The following is a 22,594-nucleotide window of genomic DNA, read 5'->3' as shown; positions in this document are numbered from 1 at the left end:
ACGGTGCCCATGGAAAATGACGAACTGACCGTCGCATTGGGCGGCAATGTGAAATGGCGTTTCCCCTCCGTGCATCCGGAGGGTGTCAAATTCGGCTTGATAGCAGCTGCGGTCACGGCGCTGCTGTTTCTGGTCGGCTGGGAAATTCTCGGCTGGCTGATGGTGATGGTGACGATCTGGGTTCTGGCCTTCTTCCGCGATCCGGTCCGCGCCGTGCCGCAGGATGAGCGCACCATCGTGGCGCCGGCCGATGGGCTGGTGACGCTGATCCAGCGCGTGCCACCGCCGCGCGAAATGGCCGGGCCTGATGGTCTGGGTGACCAGCCGATGATCCGCGTTTCGATCTTCATGAGCGTGTTCGACGTGCACATCAACCGGACTCCGATCGGCGGCACGGTGAAGTCGGTCGTCTATATTTCCGGCAAATTCCTGAACGCCGATCTCGACAAGGCGAGCGAGGATAATGAGCGCCAGCACATATTGGTAGAGCGGCATGATGGCGTACGCATCGGCTTTACCCAGATCGCCGGGCTGGTGGCGCGGCGGATCGTGCCTTTCGTGAAGCCGGGCGACATGGTGGCGGCCGGGCAGCGGATCGGCCTGATCCGCTTCGGCAGCCGGGTGGACGTCTATCTCCCCGCCGGAACCGCGCCTCGTGTCGTTCTTGGCCAGCGCACCGTCGCGGGTGAGACGGTCCTTGGGCAAATGGGCGACATGCGCGTGATTTCGGGGATTCAGCAATAATGCGGCAGAGGCGCACCATCCCGCGTGGCCTGCGCCGGGGGATCACCCTGCGGATGGTGGCGCCCAATGCCGTGACGGCGATGGCGTTGTGCTTTGGCCTTACCGGCGTGCGCTACGGCATTTCCGGGGAGTGGGAGAGGGCGGTGCTCTCCATCCTGATCGCGGGCGTGCTGGACGGGTTGGACGGCCGGATCGCCCGGATGTTGCGGGGTGAAAGCCGTTTTGGGGCGGAGCTGGATTCCCTCTCCGATTCGATCGCTTTCGGCGTGGCGCCCGCCTTGGTCCTCTATCTCTGGTCGCTTCATGCCATGCCGAAATTCGGCTGGATCTTCGCGCTGGCGCATGCCCTGTCCTGCGCGTTGCGGCTGGCGCGCTTCAACGCCAATATCGATGCCGATGTGCAGCCGCACAAGTCAGCCGGTTTCCTGACCGGCGTTCCGGCTCCGGCTGGGGCCGGTGTGGCTTTTGTGCCGCTCTATCTCTGGCTGGTGACGGGCGAGCCACTATTTCGCGAATGGTATGTGGTGGCGCCCTGGACGGCCTTCACCGCCTTTTTGATGATTTCCAGCGTCGCGACCTATAGCTGGTCGGCGCTTCGTCTGCGCAAGCGCATCAGGCTGGAGGCCATTGCGCTTGCCGGATTATTGGGTGCGCTATTGCTCACCGATCCCTGGCTGACGCTGCTGGTTCTTTGCGTCTTCTACCTCTTGCTCATTCCCTTTGGCATGATGTCCTATGCCAAGGTTCAGCGCCAGCGGCTGAGCGAGGGGCAATAAGCTTTTACGCGGCGAAGGCTGCCGTCGGGAAAGCGTAAGCCGGACGTCGCGATACCATGGGCGCGGCCCGGCGTCGGCTGATCCGCAGGCGATAGACCGGCGCTTCCTGCGGGATCGGTTCGAACGTCAGCGCGGCCACCATCTTGTCATGATAGGCCATGAACATGCCGACGATGGTGCCTGCGGCGAGCAGGAACGATCCGATGAAAACCAATGCGGCGATCAGTGCGAGCATAAGCCAATCACTTTCTGTCTTGCCATTTGCACGGCTTGGTTCACTATGAGCAAGCAAATGGCGTAAAACCGTCATTTGCTCCCTATGTTCTCCTTATGTTCTATCCAGAACGGAGAGTCAACCCCTTTCCATTGGCCCTTGCATTGGCCTTTCGACGCGTCTAAAGGCGCGGCCATTCCACATGGGAATCGACATATCCGGTGCGGTGGCGCGACGCCCCGTTCCTGATTCCCAGAGGTGTAACCGGAAGGAGAAGTTATTATGGCGGCACCTGTCGTCACCATGCACCAATTGATCGAGGCTGGCGCCCACTTCGGCCACCAGACCCACCGCTGGAACCCGCGCATGAAGCCGTACATCTTCGGCGAGCGCAACGGCATCCACATCCTTGACCTGTCGCAGACCGTGCCGCTCTTCGGCCGCGCGCTGGACTTCGTGTCGGCGACCGTCGCCGCCGGTGGCAAGGTGCTGTTCGTCGGCACCAAGCGCCAGGCGCAGGACCCGATCGCTGAAGCCGCCCGCAAGTCGGGTCAGCACTTCGTCAACCACCGCTGGCTGGGCGGCATGCTCACCAACTGGAAGACCATCTCCGGTTCGATCAAGCGTCTGAAGACCCTGGAAGAGAAGCTGTCGGGCGACACCCACGGCTTCACCAAGAAGGAAGTCCTTCAGATGACCCGCGAGCGCGAGAAGCTCGAACTGTCGCTGGGCGGCATCCGCGACATGAACGGCATCCCCGATGTCATGTTCGTGATCGACGCCAACAAGGAAGAACTGGCGATCAAGGAAGCCAACACGCTGGGCATCCCGGTCGTCGCGATCCTCGATTCGAACGTCTCGCCCGACGGCATCGCCTTCCCGGTTCCGGCGAATGACGACGCCAGCCGCGCGATCCGCCTCTATTGCGACGCCATCGCCGCCGCCGCCACCAAGGGCAACCGTGGTGCGCAGCAGGCTTCGGGCGTCGACCTGGGCGCTCTGGACGAGCCCGAGGCCGAAGAGGTCGTCGCTCAGGCCTGAGACGCGGTCTTCGAACTGCAAGATTGACAGGCTAGGGCGCGCTCCACCGGAACGCGCCCTAGCGCTTATTTGAAACACCTGAAACTTTAGGAGCCGAAACATGGCCGAGATTACCGCTGCCGCCGTCAAGGAACTGCGCGACCGTTCGGGCGCGGGCATGATGGATTGCAAGAAGGCGCTCACCGAAGCCAATGGCGACATCGAAGCCGCAACCGACTGGCTGCGCGCCAAGGGTCTGGCCGCCGCGCAGAAGAAGTCGAGCCGCACCGCGGCTGAAGGTCTGGTCGGCGTTGCCGTTGCCGGCACCAAGGGTGTTGCCGTCGAAGTGAACAGCGAAACCGACTTCGTCGCCAAGAACGACCAGTTCCAGGATTTCGTCCGCACCGTTTCGACCATCGCGCTCGAGAACGGCGCTACCGATGCCGACGCGCTGTCGAACGCTGTCTATCCCTCGGGCGGCACCGTCGCGGAGAAGCTGGTCGCCAACATCGCCACCATCGGCGAAAACCAGACCCTGCGCCGCGTCGGCCAGGTCGAAGTGAGCCAGGGCGCGGTCGTTCCCTACGTCCACAACGCGGCTGCTCCGGGCCTCGGCAAGATCGGTGTTCTGGTCGCGCTGGAAGGCGACGCGCCGGCTGACGTTCTGGAGCCGCTGGGCAAGCAGATCGCGATGCACATCGCCGCTGCCTTCCCGCTGGCGCTGTCGGCTGCCGACATCGATCCGGCGCTGCTGGAGCGCGAGCGCGCCATCGCCGCTGAAAAGGCTGCCGAATCGGGCAAGCCCGCCGAAATCGTCGCCAAGATGGTCGACGGCGCGGTCGCCAAGTTCGCCAAGGAGCAGGCGCTGCTCAGCCAGCTGTTCGTGATGGACAACAAGACTCCGGTCGCCGACGTCGTTGCCAAGGCGGCGAAGGAAGCCGGCGCGTCGATCACGCTGAAAAACTATGTCCGCTTCCAGCTCGGCGAAGGCATCGAGAAGGAAACGAGCGACTTCGCCGCTGAAGTGGCTGCCGCTGCCGGCGTCTGATCTGACAGACCGTTCGCTTCGGGCGGTGTCGGGAGGCTGAGGCTTCTCGACAAGCCCGAGGGGAACGCTAAGGAAGCTATGGCCCTCAAAAGGCTGCTTCACAATATGGCGCGCACTGCCTAAGGTGCGCGCCATTTCCTTGCCCAACTATAACGGAACATTGCCCGGCATGACCCGACCCGCCTTCAAGCGCATCTTGTTGAAACTCTCGGGCGAAGTGCTGATGGGGCAGGGGCAGTTCGGTATCGAGCCGGAAACCGTGAACCGGGTCGCGGGCGAAATCGCGGCGGCCAAGGACGCCGGTTTCGAGCTGTGCGTCGTCGTTGGCGGCGGCAATATCTTCCGGGGTCTCGCGGGCGCCGCCAAGGGCTTCGACCGGGCGAGCGCCGACTATATGGGCATGCTTGCTACCGTCATGAACGCATTGGCGGTGCAAAATGCGCTGGAAAAGCTGGGTTATGACACCCGCGTCCAGTCGGCCATTCCCATGGCTTCGGTCTGCGAACCTTATATCCGGCGCAAGGCCGTGCGGCACATGGAAAAGGGCCGGATCGTCATCTTCGCGGCGGGCACCGGCAGCCCCTATTTCACCACCGACACCACGGCGGCCCTGCGCGCGGCGGAAATGAATTGCGACGCGCTGTTCAAGGGCACCAGCGTTGACGGCATTTACGACGCTGATCCGAAAAATGTCCCCGAAGCGGAGCGCTATGAAGAGATCAGCTTCGACCGCGTGCTGAACGATAATCTGAAGGTCATGGACGCGAGCGCCATTGCCCTTTGCCGCGAAAACAATATTCCCATTGTCGTGTTCAACATCCGTGAAACCGGCAATCTGGCCAAGGTGCTGGCCGGTGACGGTGTGGCGACGATCGTGCAAAATCAGGAGCGCTGAAATAATATGGCTCAATATGACAAGGCCGACCTTGAACGCCGCATGCACGGTGCCGTCGAATCGCTGAAGGGCGATCTTGCGGGCCTGCGTACCGGCCGCGCCAATATCCAGTTGCTCGATCCGGTGACGGTCGAGGTTTATGGCGCGCATATGCCGCTCAATCAGGTCGCGACCGTCTCGGCGCCCGAACCGCGCATGCTGTCGGTGCAGGTGTGGGACAAGAGCAATGTCGGCCCGTGCGACAAGGCCATCCGTTCGGCGGGGCTGGGCCTCAACCCGATCGTCGACGGCCAGACGCTGCGCCTGCCGATCCCCGACCTGACCGAGGAGCGCCGCAAGGAACTGGCCAAGCTTGCCAGCAAATATGCCGAGGGCGCCCGCGTTGCCGTCCGCAACGTTCGCCGCGACGGCATGGACAGCCTCAAGACCGACGAGAAGAAGGGCGAGATCAGCGAGGATGAGCGCAAGCGTCTGGAAACCGAAGTCCAGAAGCTGACCGACAGCACCGTCGCCGATATCGACGCCGCTGCGGCGGCGAAGGAGAAGGAAATTCTCGGCCAGTGAGCCGGGGCTTTCCTTTCGCGGTCAAAGCACGCATCTCTCTCTGATGGCCAGCCAAGCCAAGCCCGATCTGACCAGCGGTGCGCCCGCCCATGGCGCGCGTCACGTCGCCATCATCATGGACGGCAATGGTCGCTGGGCGAAGAAGCGGTTCCTGCCGCGTATCGCCGGGCATCGTGCCGGGGTGGAGGCGGTGCGCCGCGTCGCTCGCGCGGCGCAGGAGCTGGGGTTGGAGTGTCTGACGCTCTACGCCTTTTCCTCGGAAAACTGGAAGCGCCCGGCGAGCGAAGTGGCGGACCTGATGGGTCTGCTGCGCCATTTCATCCAATCCGATCTGGATGAATTTCATGCCAACGGTGTGAGGTTGCGCATCATCGGCCATTATCAGGCGCTTGCTCCCGCCCTGGTCGAACTGATTGAAGAAGCGATGGCGCGCACGGCGGCGAACACCGGGCCGACCATCGCCATTGCGCTCAATTATGGCGCGCAGGACGAACTGGTGCGGATGGCGCAGACGCTGGCCCGCCGGGTGGCCGCAGGTGAGATCGCGGCGGAGGAGATTGGCATAGGCGATGTCGATGCGGCGCTCTACACCGCCGATTTGCCGCCGCTGGACCTCATGATCCGCACATCGGGCGAGCAGCGGCTCAGCAATTTCATGCTGTGGCAGGCCGCCTATGCGGAACTCTATTTCACCGACATGTTGTGGCCGGATTTCGATGGGCGGGCACTGGCCGCCGCGCTCGATGCCTTTCGTTTGAGGGACCGCCGTTTCGGCGGGCTGTGACGCGTATGTCGAGCGAGCTTCGCACCCGCGCGACTGTCGGCATCGTCCTGATAGTGATGGCGCTTGGTGCGCTTTTCTTCGGGGGATTTCTCTTCTGGCTGCTGCTGGTGGTGGCCGGCGTGCTGATGCAGGGGGAGTGGGGCGACCTGACCGGCGCCACGCCAGAGAACCGCAAGCTGGCAATGTTCGCCGTGTCGGTTCCGCTGGCGATTCTCTGCCCGGCAGCCGCAGGGGTGTCCTGGCTCGCTTTCACTCTGATGGCAGCCGCCTTTTTCTTCGTGGCGCTGGTCGGCCGCTCGATCAAGCTGGCGCTGGGCGTGCCTTACATCGTCGTTCCGGTAATGGCGCTGCTGTTCCTGCGCGGACAGGCGCCCTATGGCTATGGCCTGTTGCTGACCTTCTGGGCGCTCGGGCTGGTCTGGGCGACCGATATCGGCGCCTATTTCGCGGGTCGCTCCATCGGTGGGCCAAAGCTCGCCCCGCGCGTCAGTCCATCGAAGACATGGTCCGGTCTGGGCGGCGGGGTGCTGGCTGCGCTGCTCGTGGGCTTCCTGCTCTATCGTTTTGCCGACCTCCCGGTCCAGCTTGCCGCGGCCAGCGGTCTGCTGGCGGTGGCGGCACAATTGGGCGACCTGCTCGAAAGCTGGATGAAGCGGCGCGCGGGCGTCAAGGACAGCGGTAGGTTGCTTCCCGGACATGGGGGTGTGATGGATCGGCTGGATGGTGTGGTGGCGGCTGCGCCGCTGGCGGCGATCTGCTATATGTTTCTGGTGTTGCCCTGATGAAGACGATTTCGATCTTTGGCGCGACCGGGTCGGTCGGCATGTCAACGCTGGATTTGGTCCAGCGCAATCCTGATGCCTATCAGGTCGTGGCGCTGACCGCGCATAGCGATGTGGCGGGCCTTGCCGCTGCCGCGCGGCAGAACAATGCCCGACTGGCGGTCATCGGTCGCGAAGATCATTATGAGGCGCTGAAGGATGCGCTACGCGGTTCCGGCGTGGAGGCGGCGGCGGGTGAGGAGGCGCTGGTCGACGCCGCCAAGGCCGGAGCAGAATGGAGCATGGCGGCGATTGTCGGCTGCGCGGGTCTGCGCCCGACCATGGCCGCGCTGAAGGCGGGCGGCACTGTCGCCCTTGCCAACAAGGAATCGCTGGTATCGGCGGGTGCGCTGATGATGGATGCGGTCGGGGCGTCAGGCGCCACGCTGCTGCCGGTCGACAGTGAACATAATGCGATATTCCAATGCCTTGCTGGCAATCGCTTGGAGGATGTCGCAAGGATCACGCTGACCGCCAGCGGCGGCCCCTTCCGCACCCGCAGCCGGGACGAGATGCGGGACATCACGCCGGCGCAGGCGGTGGCCCATCCCAACTGGTCCATGGGCGCGAAGATCAGCGTCGACAGCGCCACGATGATGAACAAGGGCCTTGAACTGATCGAGGCAGCGCATCTCTTCCCCGTGGGCCTCGACCGGATCGAGATACTGGTCCATCCGCAATCGACCATCCACTCCATGGTCGAGTTTCGCGACCGTTCCACTCTGGCACAGCTCGGCTCGCCCGACATGCGTATTCCGATCGCCTATGCGCTTGCGTGGCCTGAGCGGATCGCCACGCCATGCCAGCCGCTGGATCTGGTCCGCGCCGGCCGACTGGACTTCGAGGCGCCCGATGACGTCCGCTTTCCCGCGCTGCGCCTGGCACGGCAAGCGGCGGAAAAGGGCGGCGCGACACCCGCCATATTGAACGCGGCCAATGAAGTCGCGGTCGCCGCTTTCCTCAAAGGTGCCATCGGCTTCCTTGATATCGCCATGATTGTCGAGGATGTTCTGAACCGCTATAGCGCGCCTGCGCCTCGTCAGATCGACGATGTGCTGGAAGCGGACGCAGAGGCGCGTAGAATGGCCGGCCTAGTGATGGAAAGATTGACCGCTTGATCCACAATCCCGGTTTCCTGCTGACTGTATTGGCTTTTGTGGCAGTCATCGGACCGCTCGTCTTCGTGCATGAGCTGGGCCACTATCTGGTGGGTCGCTGGTGCGGGGTGAAGGCGGAGGCATTTTCCATCGGCTTTGGCCCGGAGATTGTCGCCTGGGTGGACAAGCGCGGCACTCGCTGGCGGATCGGCGCGCTGCCGCTTGGCGGTTATGTGCGCTTTAAGGGCGACATGAACGCTGCGAGCCAGACCGACCCGCGCTGGCTGGAAATGCCGGCGGCCGAACGGGCGCAGAGCTTCCCCGCCAAGCCGCTGTGGCAGCGTGCGGCGATCGTTGCCGCCGGTCCGGCGATCAATTTCCTCTTCGCCATCCTGATTCTCGCGACCTTCGCGTTCGTCCATGGCGAAAGCCGCACGCCTGCCGTCGCCGGGCAGGTGCAGCCGGGCAGCGCGGCCGCCGCGGCGGGGATCGTGGTGGGCGACCGCATCGTCTCGCTCAATGGGCGGAAGATGGCGACCTTCGAGGACATCCGCCTCTTCGCGCAGATCCGTCCGGGTGAGCCGGTGACGATCATGATCGATCGCAAGGGCCGATTGATCGAAAAGCAGGGGAAGGTCGGCGCGGTCGAGGAAGGCGACGGCTTCGGCAACAGATTCCGTATCGGCCGCCTCGGCATTGCGCCCGGCGAGCCGGTGATCGAGCCGGTGAGCCTCGCCCGTGCGCCGGTTGTCGCGATCGAACGCACCGGGCAGATCGTTCGCACGATGGTTGAGACGCTCGGCCAGATCGTTGGCGGCGGTCGGTCGGTCAGGGAACTGGGCGGGCCGCTGAAGATCGCGGAGGTTTCGGGTCAGGCGGCGACGCTGGGGGTAGAGAGCTTCGTCTTCTTCATGGCCCTGATTTCCATTAATTTGGGGTTCATCAATCTGTTGCCAATTCCCATGCTGGATGGCGGCCATCTGCTGTTTTACGGGGTGGAGGCGATACAGCGGCGGCCGGTCAGCCCACAGGTGCAGGAATGGGCCTATCGGTCGGGTCTGGCCGTTCTGCTGGCGATGATGGTGCTGGTAACATTCAACGATTTATCCTCTTTCGGTCTGTGGGAACGTCTGTCCGGCTTGATCGGCTGAGCCGTATCGGGCAGGGAGACGCGATTTGACGCCGTCTTTCCGATTGTGAACGGAATTGGCCCGGTGTGAACGGAATATTGCTTTTTTGTAGAAGGTGGAGCGGGTGACAGCGATGATGAGCAGCAACAGGCAGCGCCCGGTCGTCGTGGCCCTGTTGGCGACCACGGTGATCGCGGGCATGTCTGCGGTTCCGGCGATGGCGCAAAACGCCAAGCCGGCGGCGGCCCCCGTGCCCGCTGCCCCGATTCCGGCAGTCACGCCGACCGCCGGAACGATCCGCAGCGTGGCGGTCTCCGGCCAGCAGCGCCTGGAACCGGATACGGTGCTCTCCTACACCAAATTGCGCGTCGGCCTTCCCTTCACCCAGGAAACGCTCGATCAGGCACTGCGCGACCTTTACGAAACGGAACTGTTCGCCGACGTTCAGATTCGCAATGACAATGGCGCGCTGACGGTCGAGGTGAAGGAAAACCCCGTCATCAACCGCATCGTCCTTGAAGGTAATAAGCGCCTCAAGGAAGACAAGATTCGTCCTGAAATAAAACTGGCTCCACGCCAGATCTATACCCGGTCGAAGGTGCGCGCCGACGTTGCCCGCATCATCGAGCTGTATCGCCGTCAGGGCCGCTTCGCCGCGACGGTCGAGCCGAAGATGGTGCAACTGGACCAGAATCGCGTCGATATCGTGTTCGAAATTTCGGAAGGGCCGAAATCCAAGGTCCGCCAGATCAACATCATCGGCAATGAGAAGTTCAAGGACGGCGAACTGCGCAGCCAGATGGTAACGAAGCAGTCGCGCTGGTTCCGCGTCTTCTCCTCGGGCACCAGCTACGACCCGGATCGCCTCGCCTATGACCAGCAGAAGCTGCGCCAATTCTACCTGACCAACGGCTATGCCGATTTCCGTGTGATCTCCGCCGTGGCCGAACTGACGCCGGACAAGCAGGACTTCATCATCACCTATGTGGTGGAGGAAGGGCAGCGCTACAAATTTGGCGACGTGAAGGTCCAGTCCGATATTCGCGACCTGTCGGGGGATTCGCTGACCAAGATGCTGCCGATGAAGAAGGGGCAGTGGTACAACGCCAAGCAGGTCGAGGACACGGTCGACACGTTGAGCGAGACGGCGGGCCTGTTCGGCTATGCCTTCGCGGAGGTCCAGCCGGACTTCAACCGCGACAAGGACACGCTGACGATGGGGATCGATTTCCGCATCGCCAACGCGCCGCGCGTCTATGTCGAGCGGGTCGACATCAACGGCAACACGCTGACGCAGGACAAGGTGATCCGCCGCGAATTTCGTCTGGCGGAGGGTGATGCGTTCAACAGCTTCCTCGTCAAACGTTCGAAGGACCGCATCAACTCGCTCGGTTTCTTCCAGGAAAAGCTGGATGTCGAGCAGAAGCCGGGTTCCGCGCCCGACCGCATCGTGCTGGAAACCAACGTGCAGGAGAAATCGACCGGCGAACTGTCGCTGTCGGCGGGCTTCTCCTCGCTGGAGCGCTTCATCGTCTCGGCGTCGATCACCCAGCGCAACTTCCGCGGCAAGGGCCAGGAACTGCGCACCAGCGTCAATTATTCGGCTTATTCCAAGTCGGTCGAAGTGGGCTTCACCGAGCCTTATTTCATGGACAAGAATATCGCGCTGGGCGGCGATATCTACCGCCGTGATCTGAACAGCTTCAACTATATCAACAATAACGACCGCAACACGACCTATAGTCAGACCACCACGGGCTTCCAGCTCCGTGCGGGCGTGCCGATCACCGAATATATGTCGCTGGCGCTGCGTTACACGCTCAATCTGGACGATGTGACGCTCGACAAGAATACCTATTATTCTGCCGACGCGAATGGGGTGTTGCAGTGCGACCCGATCCTGGCCGGCCGCTATCTTTGCGATGCCATTGGCAAGCGGACGACGTCCTCCATTGGTTACTCGCTGATCTACGATACCCGCGACAACCGCATCCGGCCGACGCGTGGTAATAACATCGTCCTCAGCCAGGATTTTGCAGGGCTGGGCGGCAGCGTCCGATATGTGCGCACGCGGCTTAACGGGTCGAAATATTGGCCGCTGGGCAAGGGTTTCATCTTCTCGCTGTCGGGTGAAGGCGGTTATATCCATAGTCTGGAAGGCGACCGTCGGGATTCCACGGGCGCTCTGGTCGATCCTGTCCGTCTGACCGACCGCTTCTTCCTGGGCGAACCGCAAATTCGTGGTTTCGATATTCGCGGTATCGGGCCGCGTGTGGTGCGCCGCTATTATACCACGACAACAAACAGCGACGGTTCGTTCACGGGCGCGGAGACGACCGGGACCAATAACCGGACAGATGACGCGCTGGGCGGCCGGATTTATTATATGGCGCGTGCGGAAGTCGAGATTCCGCTCGGCGCGGGTGCGCGGGAAATGGGCCTTCGACCCTCCGTATTCCTTGATGCCGGTGCCGTCGGCGGCCTGAAAAATCCGGGTCTGATCGGTGAAGCCAATGGCGTCAACAACGGCTTCCCGGGCTACTGCTCGTCGAGCACAAATTCCTCGCTGACTACCGTCAAGGCGACGGGATCGGCGACAGCGCCTGTTTGCCCCGCTAACTATGACACCGTCACGGGCGCATTTGTGGAACAATATCTGGGCGACACGCTGAAACCCCGCGTGTCCGTCGGCTTTGGCGTCAACTGGAACTCGCCCTTCGGGCCGTTCCGTATCGATATCGCCAAGGCCCTGCTCAAGGAACCAGGGGACGACACCAAACTCATCACCTTCAACGTAGGGACTCAATTCTGATGAAGACGATTTTCAAGGCTGCTGCGCTCGTTCTCGCGCCGATGACTGCCATGGCGCTGACCAGCGTTCCGGCCGCCGCCCAGTCGAAGACCGGCATCGCCGTCGTCGACCTGCAGCGCGCCGTGGCCACCAGCGCTGCTTATTCGACCGCACGCACGCAGATCCAGACGACCTACAAGGCGCAGATCGACAGCTTCACCGCGCGCAAGAACGCCATCGACGCCGACCTCAAGGCCAAGGGCACTGCTCTGGAAGCCGCGATGAAGGCGGCTGGCAACAAGCCGACCCCGGCGATCCAGACCCAGTATGAAGCCTATCAGAAGGCCGGTCAGGACGGTCAGGCCGAACTGCAGCGCATGGGCCAGCCGATCGCGCTCGCCAACGCTTATGTCGAGGAGCAGATCTCGGCCAAGCTGTCGGACGCGCTGAAGTCCGCCATGACCAAGGCGAAGGTCGACTTGATCCTGTCGCCCGACGCGACCGTTTCCTACCAGCCGACCGTCGACATCACGCAGCAGGTCGTGACTGAACTGAACGCGCTGGTGCCCAGCGTTGGCATCACCCCGCCGGCCGGCTGGCAGCCGGGTCGTCAGGGTCAGGCCGCCGCTCCGGCCGCTGTGCCTGCCAACCCGTCGCAGCAGCCGACCTCGCGCTGATCCATCGATGACGGATCAGGTTGACGCGGCACCGGTCGCCATCGGCCCCTTCGATATTCGGGGGGTCATGGCGTCGCTGCCGCACCGTTATCCCATGCTGCTCGTTGATCGTGTGGTTTCGATTGTGCCCAACACATCGATCCACGCGATCAAGGCCGTGTCGATCAATGAGCCGTTCTTCCAGGGGCATTTCCCCGGCCGGCCGATCATGCCGGGCGTGCTGATCGTGGAGGCGATGGCGCAGGCGGCAGGCGTGCTGACCGTGCAGTCGCTGAACCTCGCGGGATCAGGCAAGCTCGTCTATTTCATGAGCATCGACGCGGTGAAGTTCCGCAATCCGGTCGAGCCGGGCTGCCTGCTCGACCTGCAGGTCGACATCGTGCAGATGCGCGGCGCGGTCTGCAAGTTCAGCGGCAAGGCGCTGATCGACGGGAAGGTCCATGCGGAAGCCAATTTCGTCGCGATGATCGCCGATCCGCCGAAGGATTGACGGTGAAAGGGGAGGGGCTGGCTTCTCCCCTTGCTTTTGCGCGAGAACCCATGTAACCGCGCGCCTTCGCAATTTTTCGCATCCATGGCCGGTCGGAAACCGGCCCTTTGACGGAGCAGTCTCATGAAGGCCGATACGCATCCCGATTACCACTTCATCACCGTCCAGATGACCGACGGCAGCACCTTCCGCACCCGCTCCACCTGGGGCAAGGAAGGCGACACGCTGGCGCTCGACATCGATCCCAAGTCGCACCCGGCCTGGACGGGCGGCACGCGCCAGCTGGAGCAGGGCGGCCAGGTCGCACGCTTCAACAAGCGTTTCGGCGGTCTGACGCTGAAGAAGTAATCGGCGCCTTCAAAGGCACGAAAAGGAAAGGGCGCCTTCGAGGCGCCCTTTTTGTTTGTCGATGACATTTGAGGGGAGGCCTGTCAGAGGGCCGCCGCCCGATCCTCATCCAGAAACGCGGCCACATCGTCCAGCACGACATCCTTCGACAGGAACGTCTGCCCGATTCCTCGCGCCAGCAGGAAGGGCAGGGTGCCCGCCGCCATCTTCTTGTCGTGCAGCATATGCGCGACCAACGTCGGGCCGTCCGCCGTCACATGCGCGGTGGCGAGATCATAGGGCAGCCCCACGGCCTTCAGATGCGCCGTCACCCGTTCGGCCTCTTCCGCCGCGCACAGCTCCAGCCGCGCCGAATAGCGGAAGGCCAGCGCCATGCCTGCCGCCACACCCTCGCCATGGAGCAGCGTGTCGGAAAAGCCCGTATCCGCCTCCAGCGCATGGCCAAAGGTATGGCCCAGATTCAGCAACGCCCGCCGACCGGAGGTTTCCCGCTCATCGTCGGCGACGATCGCGGCCTTGGCGGCCACGCTGCGCTCGATCGCATATTCGCGCGCCTCGGCATCGCCCGCGAGCAGTCTGTGCCCCTCCGCCTCGCACCAGGCGAAGAAATCGGGATCGTCGATCAGGCCATATTTCACGACCTCGGCATAGCCTGCCCGCGTTTCCCGCACAGGCAGCGTGTCGAGCGTCGACGGGTCGATCAGCACCAGCGCGGGCTGATAGAAGCTGCCAATCAGATTCTTGCCCGCCCGCGCATTGATCGCGGTCTTGCCGCCGACCGAACTGTCGACCTGAGCCAGCAGCGTCGTCGGCACCTGAATGAAATGGCATCCGCGCTTCAGGATGGAGGCGGCAAAGCCCACCAGATCGCCGATCACGCCGCCGCCCAGCGCCACCACATGGTCGCCGCGCTCGATCTCCAGCGCCAGCAGCGCGTCGAGCAGTTCTTCCAGATGGCGCCAGCTCTTGGTCTGCTCGCCCGGCGGCAGGATGACGGGTTCGACGGCGATATTGGCGCTGCGCAGGCTGGCCTCCAGCCGGGGCAGTTGCGCCCTGGCAACATTCGCGTCGGTCACGACCACCAGCCGGCCCTTGCGCGCATAGCCCGCCAGATAGCCGCCCGCATGATCCAGCGCGCCCTGTTCGATCACGATATCGTAGCTGCGCGCATCCAGCGCGACGCGGACTAATGCCATTCTGAAAGCTTCTCCATGATGCTGTCGACCGCCACTTCATGCGGCGCGGCGGCGCTCTTCACATGAATGGGGCAGAGCGCGTAGACGGGATTGCGGATCGCGGCCAGTTCGGTCAACACGACGCGCGGGTCCTTGCCCTTCAGCAGCGGCCGCCCTTCGCGGCGCGACACCCGGTCGACCAGCGTGTCGATATCGGCATCCAGCCATATGGCGAGCGCGTGGTCGAGGATCAGCGTGCGCGTCTCCTCCTGCATGAAGGCGCCGCCGCCGGTGGCGATCACCTTGGGTTCGCCATCCATCAATCTACCGATCACGCGCCGCTCACCGTCGCGGAAATAGGCCTCGCCATAGCGTTCGAACATCTCGGTGATGGTCATGCCCGCAGCCTTTTCGATCTCCTCGTCGGCATCCACGAAGCCAAGGCCCAGGCGCGCCGCCAGCCGCCGTCCGACGGTCGATTTGCCCACGCCCATCATGCCGACCAAGACGATGGGACCGCGCTTCACGGGCGCATGGGCGGATTTGGTGTTTCGCTGCATGGCGAGGGGGGCTATACAACCCCGCGTCAACAAGGCAAATCGCAACTTTCCTTCAGGCCGAGCCAGAACAGGACTCATGAAGCGCAATCGTTCCTACAGCAGTTTTGAAGGCAGTTCGCGTCGTCGTGGACGGTCGCTGCCGATCATTCCCATCATCGCGCTTGTCGTGCTGGTCGCGATCATCGCCCTGCTCTGGTCGCGCGGCGGCGAAAAGCCGCAGAGCCGCGTGGAAAAGGTCATTCCCGCCGAAAAGCTGGGCCACTAAGCGGCATGGGCCAAGGACGGGTGAATGTGAAATGGGCGCTGGGCAGCTTCGCGCTGGCCCTGACCCTGCCGGTTATCGCGCAGCAGGCGCCCGAATCCCTTTTGCCGCCCGGCTTTGGTGAAGCGCCCGCGACACCCGCGCCTGCGCCGTCGCAGCCCGCCCGTCCAGCGCAGGGGCCCGCCGCGCCGACGACTCCAGCGCCCGCGGTTCCGGTTCAGCCGCCGGCTTTTGCCTTGTCGAACGATATGGCCGACAATGCCGCCGACGAGCAATTGTCCGATGAGGAGATCGCGGCGGAGAAGGCGAAATATGACCTTCCCGAAAATGCGCATCGTTCGCTGGATCGGGTAGGGCCGCTGACGCCCGATCGACTGGGCATGGCGCCCAAAGCGTTCGGAGCGCAATCGGGCCAGTTCCTTGCCACGCTGATGAAGCAGACGCGTGCGCCGATCACGTCGCGCTGGGCGTCGATCCTGCTGCGGCGGGCGTTGCTGTCGGCCACCGACACGCCGGGAGACATTGAAGGCGCCGACTGGGTGGCGGAGCGCGCCTGGCTGCTGCTGCGCATGGGGGAAGCGGACAGCGCGCGCCTGCTGGTGCAGAGCGTCGATTCGGACCAGTTCACCCCGCGCCTCTATGCCATCGCCATGCAGACCTATCTGGCGACCGCCGATCCGGCGGGGCTGTGCCCGCTTTCGGCGGGTGCGCTGCGGTTCAGCAAAGAGCCGGGCTGGGACATGACGCGGGCGATCTGCCCGGCGCTGTCGGGCGATCAGGGTTCGGCCAGCGGCGCGCTCAATCAGGTGCAGCGGCGCGGCGTGGTGCGCGGCATCGACTATCGGCTGGCGGAAAAGGTGGTCGGCACCGGCTTCAACGCGCGCCGTTCGGTCAAGATCGAATGGGATGCGGTGGATCGGCTGACGGCCTGGCGCTTTGGCCTGGCGACTGCGCTCAATGTGCCGATTCCCGACGACCTCTACGCTACGGCCGGTCCGCATGTCCGTGCCTGGGAAGCCCGTGCGCCCGCGCTGTCGGCGGCGCGCCGCCTGCCCGGCGCGGAAGTGGCGGCGCGGCTGGGCGTCTTTTCCAACAAGGCGCTGGTCGGCTTCTACAGCCAACTTGGCGTTGACGGCGACGCGCCCTCCGCCACTGCCGACCGGATCGATGCGCTGCGCACCGCTTATTCCGGATCGAGCGCGGATGATCGGCTGCAGGCGATGCGGACGGTCTGGCAGAATGAGGCGCGGCCCGATTTCGTCGGCCTGATCGCGACGGCGCGGGCGGCGGCTGCGCTGCCGGTTTCGGAATTGAGCGCGCGGGACGCGGCCAATCTGGTCGCCGCCATGTTCACTGCGGGCTATGACCGCAGCGCCGCTGCGTGGGGGCGCCTCGCCGCCCAGGCGGATGGCGACGGTGCGGGCGATCTGTGGGCCTTGCTGGCCGTGGGAGCGCCCAGCCCCGTCGTCGATATCAGTAGCGGGCGCGTCTCGTCCTTCGCCAAGGGAGCGGACGCCCGCAAGACCCAGATGCTGATCGCCGCGCTGGCCGGTCTGTCCCGCCTCAATGCGAAGGACGGCGCTTCGTTGGCGCAGGACAATGGCTTCAACCTCGGCATGACCAGCCGCTGGTCGCGCGCCATCGATGCGGCGGCCGGGCGCGGTGAGACAGGCAGCGTCGCGCTGCTGGCGGCGGTGGGCATGCAGACGGCGGACTGGAACCGGCTGCCGCCCCTCCACCTCTATCATATCGTCGCCGCGCTGCATCGCGTCGGGCTGGACCCGGAAGCGCGGATGATCGCGGCGGAGGCGATGACGCGGCTCTGATGGGCGAGGATGCCGCGCTCATCGACCGCTTTCTGGAAATGATGGCGGCGGAACGGGGGGCGTCGCGCAACACGCTGCTCGCCTATCGCGCCGATCTGATGGGCGCGGCGGAGATCGTCGGCGGTCTTGCCGGTGCGACCAAGGATAGCATAGCCGGGCTGGCGAGCGCCTGGGCCGAGTTGGCGGCCTCTTCCGTGGCGCGCAAAGCGTCGGCCCTGCGCGCCTTTTACGGCTTTCTGGAGGAAGAGGGGCTGCGCGCCGACAATCCTTCGACGGCTTTGCCGCGCCCGGCGACGCGCCGTCCGCTGCCCAAGATATTGTCGACGGGGGAAGTCGATTCGCTTTTCGCCCTGATCGCGGAAAAGCTGGCGGCTGCGCATCCCGCTCCGCTCGATCTGCGCCTGTCGGCCCTGATCGAGTTGCTCTACGGTTCGGGCCTGCGCGCGACCGAACTGGTGTCGCTGCCGCGTCGCGCACTGGCGGCGGACCGGCCCTTCCTGATTCTCAAGGGCAAGGGCGCGCGCGAACGGCTGGTTCCCATTTCGGACCGTGCCCGTGCCGCCGTGGCCGCCTGGCTGCCCCATGTCGCGCCGGACAGCCCGTGGCTGTTCCCCTCCGGCAAGAGTCATGTGAGCCGGATTCGCCTTTATCAGATGGTGAAGGCGCTCGCCGCCGCTGCCGGGATCGCGCCGGAACGGGTCAGCCCCCATGTGCTGCGCCATGCCTTCGCCACCCATTTGCTGGAGGGCGGCGCGGACCTGCGCGCGTTGCAATCGATGCTGGGCCATGCCGACATCGGCACCACGCAAATTTACACCCATGTCGACAGCCGCAGGCTGGTCGAACTGGTCAACAGCCGCCATCCGCTCGCTTCTATGACGCATCGGCGCGTTGACGGCGCCGTGTCATCGCCCTAACGCCATGCGCCATGGTTAGTTTTCTCGAATTCGAAAAGCCCATCGCGGAGATGGAAGCGCGCATCATCGAATTGCGCGCCACCGCCAATGTGGGCGATATCGACATAAGCGGCGAGATCGACAAGCTCGAACAGCGCGCGGCGAAGATGCTGGTGGACAGTTACGCGAAGCTGTCGCCCTGGCAGAAGACGCAGGTGGCGCGCCATCCCGACCGTCCGCATTTCAAGGACTATGTCGCGGGCATGTTCGACAATTTCATGCCGCTGGCCGGGGACCGCGCCTTTTCGGACGATCAGGCGATCCTGGGCGGCTTCGCGACGCTGGGCGACCGGCGCGTGGTCGTGATCGGCCATGAAAAGGGCGATGACACCGCCAGCCGCGTCCGCCACAATTTCGGCATGGCCAAGCCCGAGGGCTATCGCAAGGCGATCCGCCTGATGCAGTTGGCCGACCGCTTCGGCCTGCCGGTGGTGACGCTGGTGGATACGTCGGGCGCTTTCCCCGGCGTGCAGGCGGAGGAGCGCGGACAGGCGGAGGCCATTGCCCGCTCGACCGAACAATGTCTGGCGCTGGGCGTCCCGATGGTCGCCGCCGTGGTGGGCGAGGGCGGCTCGGGCGGTGCGGTCGCGCTGGCGGCGGCCAACCGCGTGCTGATGTTCGAACATGCGGTTTATTCGGTGATCTCGCCCGAGGGCTGCGCCTCCATCCTCTGGCGCACCGCCGAAAAGGCGAGCGACGCGGCCACTGCCATGCAGGTCACGGCGCAGCATCTGAAGGCGCTGGGCGTCATCGACCGAATCGTGCCCGAACCGACCGGCGGCGCTCATCGCGAGCCGGTGCAGGCGATCGCCAATCTGGGCGCTGCCATCGGTGAGGAACTGGATGCACTGTCGGGCATGAGCCCCGACGCGTTGCGTACCGACCGCGCCGACAAGTTCCTCGCCATCGGCGTCTGACCGCTTCACCCCCTGTCGGCGGGAAGCTGTGCCTGCTATCCCTCCTTTCGTCATGGTAACAGGGGAGCAGGAGGGGCCGTGAAGCACATGTCATCTTGGGCCTATGCGGGACTGGGCTTGATCGCTCTTGCCGCGGCGCCGTCGGTGCACGGACAACAGCGGGCGATTCGCACCGTTTCGTCGATCAGCCCGCAGGACAAGGAATCCGGCGCCAAGCAGCATCCGCAACTGCTCAACGAGTTCGGCGGCGCCTATGCCGGGCCGCAGGCGAAATATGTGGAAGGTGTCGGTCGCCGCATCGCCGTCCAGTCGGGTCTGTCCAATGCGCAGGGGGATTTCACCGTCACCCTGCTCAATTCGCCGGTGAACAACGCCTTCGCCATTCCCGGCGGCTATGTCTATGTGACGCGCCAACTCATGGCGCTGATGAATGACGAGGCGGAACTGGCCGGGGTGCTCGGTCATGAAATCGGCCATGTCGCGGCCCAGCATGGCCAAAGGCGGCAACAGGCGGCGCAGCGTAACGCCATTGGCGGCACGCTGCTTCAGGTGCTGACTGGGGCGCTGCTGGGGGATTCGGCGCTGGGTGGCCTGCTGCAAAAGGGGATCGGTCAGGGCAGCCAGTTGCTGACGCTCAAATTCTCCCGGACTCAGGAATATGAAGCGGACGATCTTGGTATCCGCTATCTGGCATCGGGCGGCTATGATCCGCGCGCCCTGTCGACCATGCTGGCTTCGCTCGCCGCGCAGAGCAGCCTCGACGCCCGGGTGGCCGGCAACGCCCGATCCGTGCCCGAATGGGCCAGCACCCATCCCGATCCCGCCTCCCGCGTCGGTCGCGCCGCGCGCAATGCTGCCGCCAGCGGATCGACCAGTACGGTGCGCAATCGTGATGCCTTTCTGAACGCGCTGAACGGCGCCCTCTATGGCGACGATCCCAAGCAGGGCGTGATCGAGGGCAATCGTTTCCGGCATCCTGATCTGCGATTGAGTTTTACCGCACCACAGGGCTTTGGCATGGAAAATGGCGCGGATGCCGTCACGGTCGCGGGATCGGGCGGGCAGGCGCAGTTCGGCGCAGCGCCTTTTTCCGGCGATCTGTCCGCCTATATCGATTCGGTGTTCGCCAAATTGGGTGGAGGTGGCGCTGTCCCGTCAGGGGAGGTTCGCCGGACCACGGTCAACGGGCTTCCGGCGGCATGGCGCACGATCCGGGCCAGCACCCAGTCCAGCCAGGTCGATGCCACGGTCTTCGCTTATGATTTTGGCGGCGGCAAAGCCTATCACTTTCTGCTGCTGACGGCGGCGGGGCAAGGGATAGGTCCATTTTCGACCATGGTGCAGTCGGTGCAGCGCCTCTCCGCCCAGGAAGCCGCCGCCATCAAGCCGCGCCATGTCAATGTGCTTACCGTCAAATCGGGCGACACCGTCCAGTCATTGGCCAAGCGCATGGCCTATGGCGATTATCCGCTCGACCGCTTCCTGACGATCAACGCGCTGACCGCCAGCAGCGTGCTGAAGCCGGGGCAGAAGGTGAAGATCGTTACCTGGTGATGTTCTGCCGACGCGGGCGCAAAGAAAAAGGGCGGCGGGATTGCTCCCACCGCCCTTTTCTTCAATGTGGTCGGGCTTACTTCAGGTTGCCCGAGACATTGTTGAAGGTGTTGCCCAGCTTGCCGCCGAGGCTGGTCATGGCGCCGATGGCGGCGACGGCGATCAGAGCAGCGATCAGGCCATATTCAATGGCGGTCGCACCCTTTTCGTTCTTCAGCATCTTACGGATGAACTGCATTGGAAGTCTCCTTGCCTCAAATTCAACGTTTAACTACCCGGCCGCCCCCCCGTCGAATGAAGGTCAGCAATGGCAGGTGTAGAGGGTGTCGGTTGATAAAGATTTAATGGACGAAAAAGGCTGTCAGATATTGATGGTTAATGCGCGAGAACTTCTGTCGCCACATTGTTCCACATGCCGATGGTCTTGTTGGCGACGCTTGACATGGCGCCGATGATGGCCAGACAGATTAGCGCGAGGATCAGTCCATATTCCACCGCCGTCGCTCCGCGCTGGCACGCCGCAAGTCCCCGAAGGCGAAAGCTTTTGATCAACGCCCGCATGTCCAACCCCGTTTACAGACAGCCCTGAATGCCCTTGTAAAAGTGGCAGAGTTAACAAACCCCTCAAGCCGGACCGTTATGACGATAAATTCTCCTCTATTGGTGGTCGCCGCCGCTTTGGTCGACGCGGATGGCCGTGTACTTTTGCAGCAGCGGCCGCCCGGAAAGCCGATGGCGCACCTCTGGGAATTTCCCGGCGGGAAGGTTGAACCGGGCGAACCGCCCGAAGAGGCGCTGATCCGCGAGTTGGAGGAGGAATTGGGCATCCGCACCCATGCGAGCTGCCTGGCCCCCGCAACCTTCGCCAGCGAGCCGTTGGGCGATAGGCATCTGTTGCTGTTGCTCTATGTCTGCCGCAAATGGCAGGGCATTCCCGAAGCGCGGCACGCGACCGCGCTGCAATGGGTAAGGCCGGCGCAGATGTATGCGCTGGAGATGCCGCCGGCGGACTTGCCGCTCATCGGCCTGCTCGATTCGCTGATATAGGGAAAGCGGCGGGGCGGCACGCCGGATGGGCCTGCCCCGCCAGAAGGCTTATTCCTCCGCAGCCTTGCTCTGCAGCTGGATATAATTCTGGATGCCCATGCGATCGATCATCTCGAACTGGGTTTCCAGCGTATCGACATGCTCTTCCTCGCTTTCGAGGATGTGCTGGAACAGATCGCGGCTCACATAGTCGCGGATCGATTCGCAATAGGCGATGGCGTCCTTCAGCACCGGAAGCGCTTCATATTCCAGCTCCAGATCGGCCTTCAGGATTTCCTCCACCGTTTCGCCGATCTTCAGGCGGCCGAGCAGCTGGAAATTGGGCAAGCCGTCGAGGAAGAGGATGCGTTCCGCCAGCTTGTCGGCGTGCTTCATCTCGTCGATCGATTCTTCATATTCGAACTTGGCCAGCTTCTCGACGCCCCAGTGATTGAGCATGCGATAATGCAGGAAATATTGATTGATCGCGGTCAGCTCATTCTTGAGCACCTCGTTCAAATAGTCGATGACCTTGGGATCGCCCTTCATGGCGTTTTTCTCCGGCTATTGGGAAGTGCCGGGAGTATAAGCGTTTCGCTTCCGTTTGTTAACCGGAAAGCCGCGGAAATCCGCCATTTTCCTCTGCGCTATTGCGTGGAGTTCGCGCCTTTTAGATGCGCCTGATTTGCAATGGCCTTAAATGGAGGCGCGTTCGGCGGCGATGATCGTCCGGGCGAAGGGCACGCACTGGCCGCATTTGGGCCGGCGGCCAAGGCGGGCATAGGCGCTGCACGGGGTCGCGCAGCCTTCGCGAGCGACTTCCTTCAGATCTTTCTCACGAATGGCATTGCAAACACAGACGACCATGTAAATCTCCTGCAAGGGGAGATAGCTTAAGTGATAATAGGTCGCAATAGTG

General features: G+C 63.6%; 27 protein-coding genes. 20 read left to right on the top strand and 7 right to left on the bottom strand.

The features are described from left to right. Positions 1-9 precede the first annotated feature (9 nt). Together HUK73_RS08335 and HUK73_RS08330 are read left to right on the top strand one after the other, a co-directional pair. Positions 10-744, top strand: coding sequence for a phosphatidylserine decarboxylase (locus tag HUK73_RS08335; RefSeq protein WP_176591488.1), 735 nt, complete (start codon positions 10-12; stop codon positions 742-744). Further along, entirely contained in the window at positions 744-1,520 is a 777-nt protein-coding gene (locus tag HUK73_RS08330; RefSeq protein ID WP_176591487.1) for a phosphatidylcholine/phosphatidylserine synthase, read from the top strand. The genes HUK73_RS08335 and HUK73_RS08330 overlap by 1 nt, the downstream gene beginning before the upstream one ends. 4 nt (positions 1,521-1,524) lie before the next feature. Here the strand turns inward: HUK73_RS08330 and HUK73_RS08325 are convergent, their stop codons facing one another. Further along, positions 1,525-1,755, bottom strand: a complete 231-nt coding sequence (locus HUK73_RS08325) for a hypothetical protein (RefSeq protein ID WP_176591486.1) — start codon at positions 1,753-1,755, stop codon at positions 1,525-1,527. Positions 1,756-2,016: 261 nt separating this feature from the next. Between HUK73_RS08325 and rpsB the strand changes: the two genes are divergently transcribed. From rpsB to rpmE, 12 genes are all read left to right on the top strand, one after another. Continuing rightward, positions 2,017-2,775: a 30S ribosomal protein S2 gene (gene rpsB / locus HUK73_RS08320; protein ID WP_046764859.1), complete on the top strand. Its 759-nt coding sequence runs from the start codon at positions 2,017-2,019 to the stop codon at positions 2,773-2,775. Positions 2,776-2,875: 100 nt separating this feature from the next. Continuing rightward, the gene (gene tsf, locus HUK73_RS08315; RefSeq protein ID WP_176591485.1) at positions 2,876-3,802 is read left to right on the top strand and encodes a translation elongation factor Ts; all 927 of its coding nucleotides are present in this window, start codon (positions 2,876-2,878) and stop codon (positions 3,800-3,802) included. Between the two features lie 169 nt (positions 3,803-3,971). Beyond that, positions 3,972-4,697, top strand: a complete 726-nt coding sequence (gene pyrH / locus HUK73_RS08310; protein ID WP_176591484.1) for a UMP kinase — start codon at positions 3,972-3,974, stop codon at positions 4,695-4,697. A gap of 6 nt (positions 4,698-4,703) precedes the next feature. Beyond that, positions 4,704-5,261: a ribosome recycling factor gene (gene frr / locus HUK73_RS08305; RefSeq protein WP_176591483.1), complete on the top strand. Its 558-nt coding sequence runs from the start codon at positions 4,704-4,706 to the stop codon at positions 5,259-5,261. A 43-nt stretch (positions 5,262-5,304) separates the two neighbouring features. Continuing rightward, on the top strand, positions 5,305-6,045 hold the full coding sequence (locus tag HUK73_RS08300) for an isoprenyl transferase (RefSeq protein ID WP_176591482.1): 741 nt from the start codon (positions 5,305-5,307) through the stop codon (positions 6,043-6,045). Between the two features lie 5 nt (positions 6,046-6,050). Next, positions 6,051-6,827 carry a phosphatidate cytidylyltransferase gene (locus HUK73_RS08295; protein WP_176591481.1) on the top strand — a complete coding sequence of 259 codons (777 nt, stop codon included), beginning with the start codon at positions 6,051-6,053 and terminating at the stop codon, positions 6,825-6,827. After that, on the top strand, positions 6,827-7,984 hold the full coding sequence (locus tag HUK73_RS08290) for a 1-deoxy-D-xylulose-5-phosphate reductoisomerase (protein WP_176591480.1): 1,158 nt from the start codon (positions 6,827-6,829) through the stop codon (positions 7,982-7,984). The genes HUK73_RS08295 and HUK73_RS08290 overlap by 1 nt, the downstream gene beginning before the upstream one ends. After that, the gene (gene rseP, locus HUK73_RS08285; RefSeq protein WP_176591479.1) at positions 7,981-9,114 is read left to right on the top strand and encodes an RIP metalloprotease RseP; all 1,134 of its coding nucleotides are present in this window, start codon (positions 7,981-7,983) and stop codon (positions 9,112-9,114) included. Before HUK73_RS08290 ends, rseP begins: the two co-directional genes overlap by 4 nt. Before the next feature lie 112 nt (positions 9,115-9,226). Next, a complete protein-coding gene (gene bamA / locus HUK73_RS08280; RefSeq protein ID WP_176591478.1) occupies positions 9,227-11,905 on the top strand; it encodes an outer membrane protein assembly factor BamA in 2,679 nt (892 codons plus the stop codon). After that, on the top strand, positions 11,905-12,561 hold the full coding sequence (locus HUK73_RS08275; protein WP_176591477.1) for an OmpH family outer membrane protein: 657 nt from the start codon (positions 11,905-11,907) through the stop codon (positions 12,559-12,561). The genes bamA and HUK73_RS08275 overlap by 1 nt, the downstream gene beginning before the upstream one ends. A gap of 7 nt (positions 12,562-12,568) precedes the next feature. Further along, positions 12,569-13,051, top strand: a complete 483-nt coding sequence (fabZ, locus tag HUK73_RS08270) for a 3-hydroxyacyl-ACP dehydratase FabZ (RefSeq protein ID WP_176591476.1) — start codon at positions 12,569-12,571, stop codon at positions 13,049-13,051. 123 nt (positions 13,052-13,174) lie between these two features. Further along, the gene (gene rpmE, locus HUK73_RS08265) at positions 13,175-13,399 is read left to right on the top strand and encodes a 50S ribosomal protein L31 (protein WP_013847278.1); all 225 of its coding nucleotides are present in this window, start codon (positions 13,175-13,177) and stop codon (positions 13,397-13,399) included. An 83-nt stretch (positions 13,400-13,482) separates the two neighbouring features. Here rpmE and aroB read toward each other — a convergent pair whose 3' ends face one another. Both aroB and HUK73_RS08255 read right to left on the bottom strand, forming a co-directional pair. Further along, positions 13,483-14,595, bottom strand: coding sequence for a 3-dehydroquinate synthase (gene aroB, locus HUK73_RS08260; RefSeq protein ID WP_176591475.1), 1,113 nt, complete (start codon positions 14,593-14,595; stop codon positions 13,483-13,485). Then, on the bottom strand, positions 14,586-15,134 hold the full coding sequence (locus tag HUK73_RS08255) for a shikimate kinase (RefSeq protein WP_176591474.1): 549 nt from the start codon (positions 15,132-15,134) through the stop codon (positions 14,586-14,588). The genes aroB and HUK73_RS08255 overlap by 10 nt, the downstream gene beginning before the upstream one ends. Before the next feature lie 76 nt (positions 15,135-15,210). Between HUK73_RS08255 and HUK73_RS08250 the strand changes: the two genes are divergently transcribed. From HUK73_RS08250 to HUK73_RS08230, 5 genes are all read left to right on the top strand, one after another. After that, the gene (locus HUK73_RS08250; protein ID WP_176591473.1) at positions 15,211-15,399 is read left to right on the top strand and encodes a hypothetical protein; all 189 of its coding nucleotides are present in this window, start codon (positions 15,211-15,213) and stop codon (positions 15,397-15,399) included. Positions 15,400-15,404: 5 nt separating this feature from the next. Continuing rightward, a complete protein-coding gene (locus tag HUK73_RS08245; protein ID WP_176591472.1) occupies positions 15,405-17,222 on the top strand; it encodes a hypothetical protein in 1,818 nt (605 codons plus the stop codon). Further along, positions 17,222-18,139: a tyrosine recombinase gene (locus HUK73_RS08240; RefSeq protein WP_176591471.1), complete on the top strand. Its 918-nt coding sequence runs from the start codon at positions 17,222-17,224 to the stop codon at positions 18,137-18,139. Before HUK73_RS08245 ends, HUK73_RS08240 begins: the two co-directional genes overlap by 1 nt. A gap of 11 nt (positions 18,140-18,150) precedes the next feature. Next, positions 18,151-19,095 carry an acetyl-CoA carboxylase carboxyltransferase subunit alpha gene (locus HUK73_RS08235; RefSeq protein ID WP_176591470.1) on the top strand — a complete coding sequence of 315 codons (945 nt, stop codon included), beginning with the start codon at positions 18,151-18,153 and terminating at the stop codon, positions 19,093-19,095. A gap of 87 nt (positions 19,096-19,182) precedes the next feature. After that, positions 19,183-20,649, top strand: a complete 1,467-nt coding sequence (locus HUK73_RS08230) for a M48 family metalloprotease (RefSeq protein ID WP_176592874.1) — start codon at positions 19,183-19,185, stop codon at positions 20,647-20,649. Positions 20,650-20,725: 76 nt separating this feature from the next. Here the strand turns inward: HUK73_RS08230 and HUK73_RS08225 are convergent, their stop codons facing one another. Both HUK73_RS08225 and HUK73_RS08220 read right to left on the bottom strand, forming a co-directional pair. Then, positions 20,726-20,887 carry a Flp family type IVb pilin gene (locus tag HUK73_RS08225; protein WP_046764629.1) on the bottom strand — a complete coding sequence of 54 codons (162 nt, stop codon included), beginning with the start codon at positions 20,885-20,887 and terminating at the stop codon, positions 20,726-20,728. 137 nt (positions 20,888-21,024) lie between these two features. Beyond that, the gene (locus HUK73_RS08220) at positions 21,025-21,210 is read right to left on the bottom strand and encodes a Flp family type IVb pilin (RefSeq protein ID WP_176591469.1); all 186 of its coding nucleotides are present in this window, start codon (positions 21,208-21,210) and stop codon (positions 21,025-21,027) included. A 78-nt stretch (positions 21,211-21,288) separates the two neighbouring features. Between HUK73_RS08220 and HUK73_RS08215 the strand changes: the two genes are divergently transcribed. Further along, positions 21,289-21,696 carry a (deoxy)nucleoside triphosphate pyrophosphohydrolase gene (locus HUK73_RS08215; protein WP_176591468.1) on the top strand — a complete coding sequence of 136 codons (408 nt, stop codon included), beginning with the start codon at positions 21,289-21,291 and terminating at the stop codon, positions 21,694-21,696. Between the two features lie 48 nt (positions 21,697-21,744). On the opposite strand, the gene bfr is transcribed toward HUK73_RS08215, so the two are convergent. Continuing rightward, a complete protein-coding gene (bfr, locus tag HUK73_RS08210) occupies positions 21,745-22,224 on the bottom strand; it encodes a bacterioferritin (RefSeq protein ID WP_176591467.1) in 480 nt (159 codons plus the stop codon). A 147-nt stretch (positions 22,225-22,371) separates the two neighbouring features. Next, positions 22,372-22,542, bottom strand: coding sequence for a bacterioferritin-associated ferredoxin (locus HUK73_RS08205; protein WP_025547882.1), 171 nt, complete (start codon positions 22,540-22,542; stop codon positions 22,372-22,374). Between the last annotated feature and the right edge of the window lie 52 nt (positions 22,543-22,594).

This window comes from Sphingobium sp. EM0848, from assembly GCF_013375555.1.
Taxonomy (GTDB): domain Bacteria; phylum Pseudomonadota; class Alphaproteobacteria; order Sphingomonadales; family Sphingomonadaceae; genus Sphingobium.
The sequence above is the reverse complement of the archived record's forward strand: the minus strand, read 5'-3'. Positions and strand labels throughout refer to the sequence as shown.

What these genes read in the sequence shown, in the direction of transcription:
- HUK73_RS08205 (WP_025547882.1), bottom strand. Translation starts at nt 22,542, where the DNA reads ATGGTCGTCTGTGTTTGCAATGCCATTCGTGAGAAAGATCTGAAGGAA.
- HUK73_RS08245 (WP_176591472.1), top strand. Translation starts at nt 15,405, where the DNA reads ATGGGCCAAGGACGGGTGAATGTGAAATGGGCGCTGGGCAGCTTCGCG.
- HUK73_RS08235 (WP_176591470.1), top strand. Translation starts at nt 18,151, where the DNA reads ATGGTTAGTTTTCTCGAATTCGAAAAGCCCATCGCGGAGATGGAAGCG.
- pyrH (WP_176591484.1), top strand. Translation starts at nt 3,972, where the DNA reads ATGACCCGACCCGCCTTCAAGCGCATCTTGTTGAAACTCTCGGGCGAA.
- HUK73_RS08330 (WP_176591487.1), top strand. Translation starts at nt 744, where the DNA reads ATGCGGCAGAGGCGCACCATCCCGCGTGGCCTGCGCCGGGGGATCACC.
- bamA (WP_176591478.1), top strand. Translation starts at nt 9,227, where the DNA reads ATGATGAGCAGCAACAGGCAGCGCCCGGTCGTCGTGGCCCTGTTGGCG.
- HUK73_RS08215 (WP_176591468.1), top strand. Translation starts at nt 21,289, where the DNA reads ATGACGATAAATTCTCCTCTATTGGTGGTCGCCGCCGCTTTGGTCGAC.
- HUK73_RS08240 (WP_176591471.1), top strand. Translation starts at nt 17,222, where the DNA reads ATGGGCGAGGATGCCGCGCTCATCGACCGCTTTCTGGAAATGATGGCG.
- HUK73_RS08335 (WP_176591488.1), top strand. Translation starts at nt 10, where the DNA reads ATGGAAAATGACGAACTGACCGTCGCATTGGGCGGCAATGTGAAATGG.
- HUK73_RS08255 (WP_176591474.1), bottom strand. Translation starts at nt 15,134, where the DNA reads ATGCAGCGAAACACCAAATCCGCCCATGCGCCCGTGAAGCGCGGTCCC.
- HUK73_RS08325 (WP_176591486.1), bottom strand. Translation starts at nt 1,755, where the DNA reads ATGCTCGCACTGATCGCCGCATTGGTTTTCATCGGATCGTTCCTGCTC.
- frr (WP_176591483.1), top strand. Translation starts at nt 4,704, where the DNA reads ATGGCTCAATATGACAAGGCCGACCTTGAACGCCGCATGCACGGTGCC.
- fabZ (WP_176591476.1), top strand. Translation starts at nt 12,569, where the DNA reads ATGACGGATCAGGTTGACGCGGCACCGGTCGCCATCGGCCCCTTCGAT.
- bfr (WP_176591467.1), bottom strand. Translation starts at nt 22,224, where the DNA reads ATGAAGGGCGATCCCAAGGTCATCGACTATTTGAACGAGGTGCTCAAG.
- HUK73_RS08230 (WP_176592874.1), top strand. Translation starts at nt 19,183, where the DNA reads ATGTCATCTTGGGCCTATGCGGGACTGGGCTTGATCGCTCTTGCCGCG.
- rpsB (WP_046764859.1), top strand. Translation starts at nt 2,017, where the DNA reads ATGGCGGCACCTGTCGTCACCATGCACCAATTGATCGAGGCTGGCGCC.
- HUK73_RS08300 (WP_176591482.1), top strand. Translation starts at nt 5,305, where the DNA reads ATGGCCAGCCAAGCCAAGCCCGATCTGACCAGCGGTGCGCCCGCCCAT.
- HUK73_RS08225 (WP_046764629.1), bottom strand. Translation starts at nt 20,887, where the DNA reads ATGCAGTTCATCCGTAAGATGCTGAAGAACGAAAAGGGTGCGACCGCC.
- tsf (WP_176591485.1), top strand. Translation starts at nt 2,876, where the DNA reads ATGGCCGAGATTACCGCTGCCGCCGTCAAGGAACTGCGCGACCGTTCG.
- HUK73_RS08275 (WP_176591477.1), top strand. Translation starts at nt 11,905, where the DNA reads ATGAAGACGATTTTCAAGGCTGCTGCGCTCGTTCTCGCGCCGATGACT.
- HUK73_RS08295 (WP_176591481.1), top strand. Translation starts at nt 6,051, where the DNA reads ATGTCGAGCGAGCTTCGCACCCGCGCGACTGTCGGCATCGTCCTGATA.
- HUK73_RS08250 (WP_176591473.1), top strand. Translation starts at nt 15,211, where the DNA reads ATGAAGCGCAATCGTTCCTACAGCAGTTTTGAAGGCAGTTCGCGTCGT.
- rpmE (WP_013847278.1), top strand. Translation starts at nt 13,175, where the DNA reads ATGAAGGCCGATACGCATCCCGATTACCACTTCATCACCGTCCAGATG.
- HUK73_RS08220 (WP_176591469.1), bottom strand. Translation starts at nt 21,210, where the DNA reads ATGCGGGCGTTGATCAAAAGCTTTCGCCTTCGGGGACTTGCGGCGTGC.
- aroB (WP_176591475.1), bottom strand. Translation starts at nt 14,595, where the DNA reads ATGGCATTAGTCCGCGTCGCGCTGGATGCGCGCAGCTACGATATCGTG.
- HUK73_RS08290 (WP_176591480.1), top strand. Translation starts at nt 6,827, where the DNA reads ATGAAGACGATTTCGATCTTTGGCGCGACCGGGTCGGTCGGCATGTCA.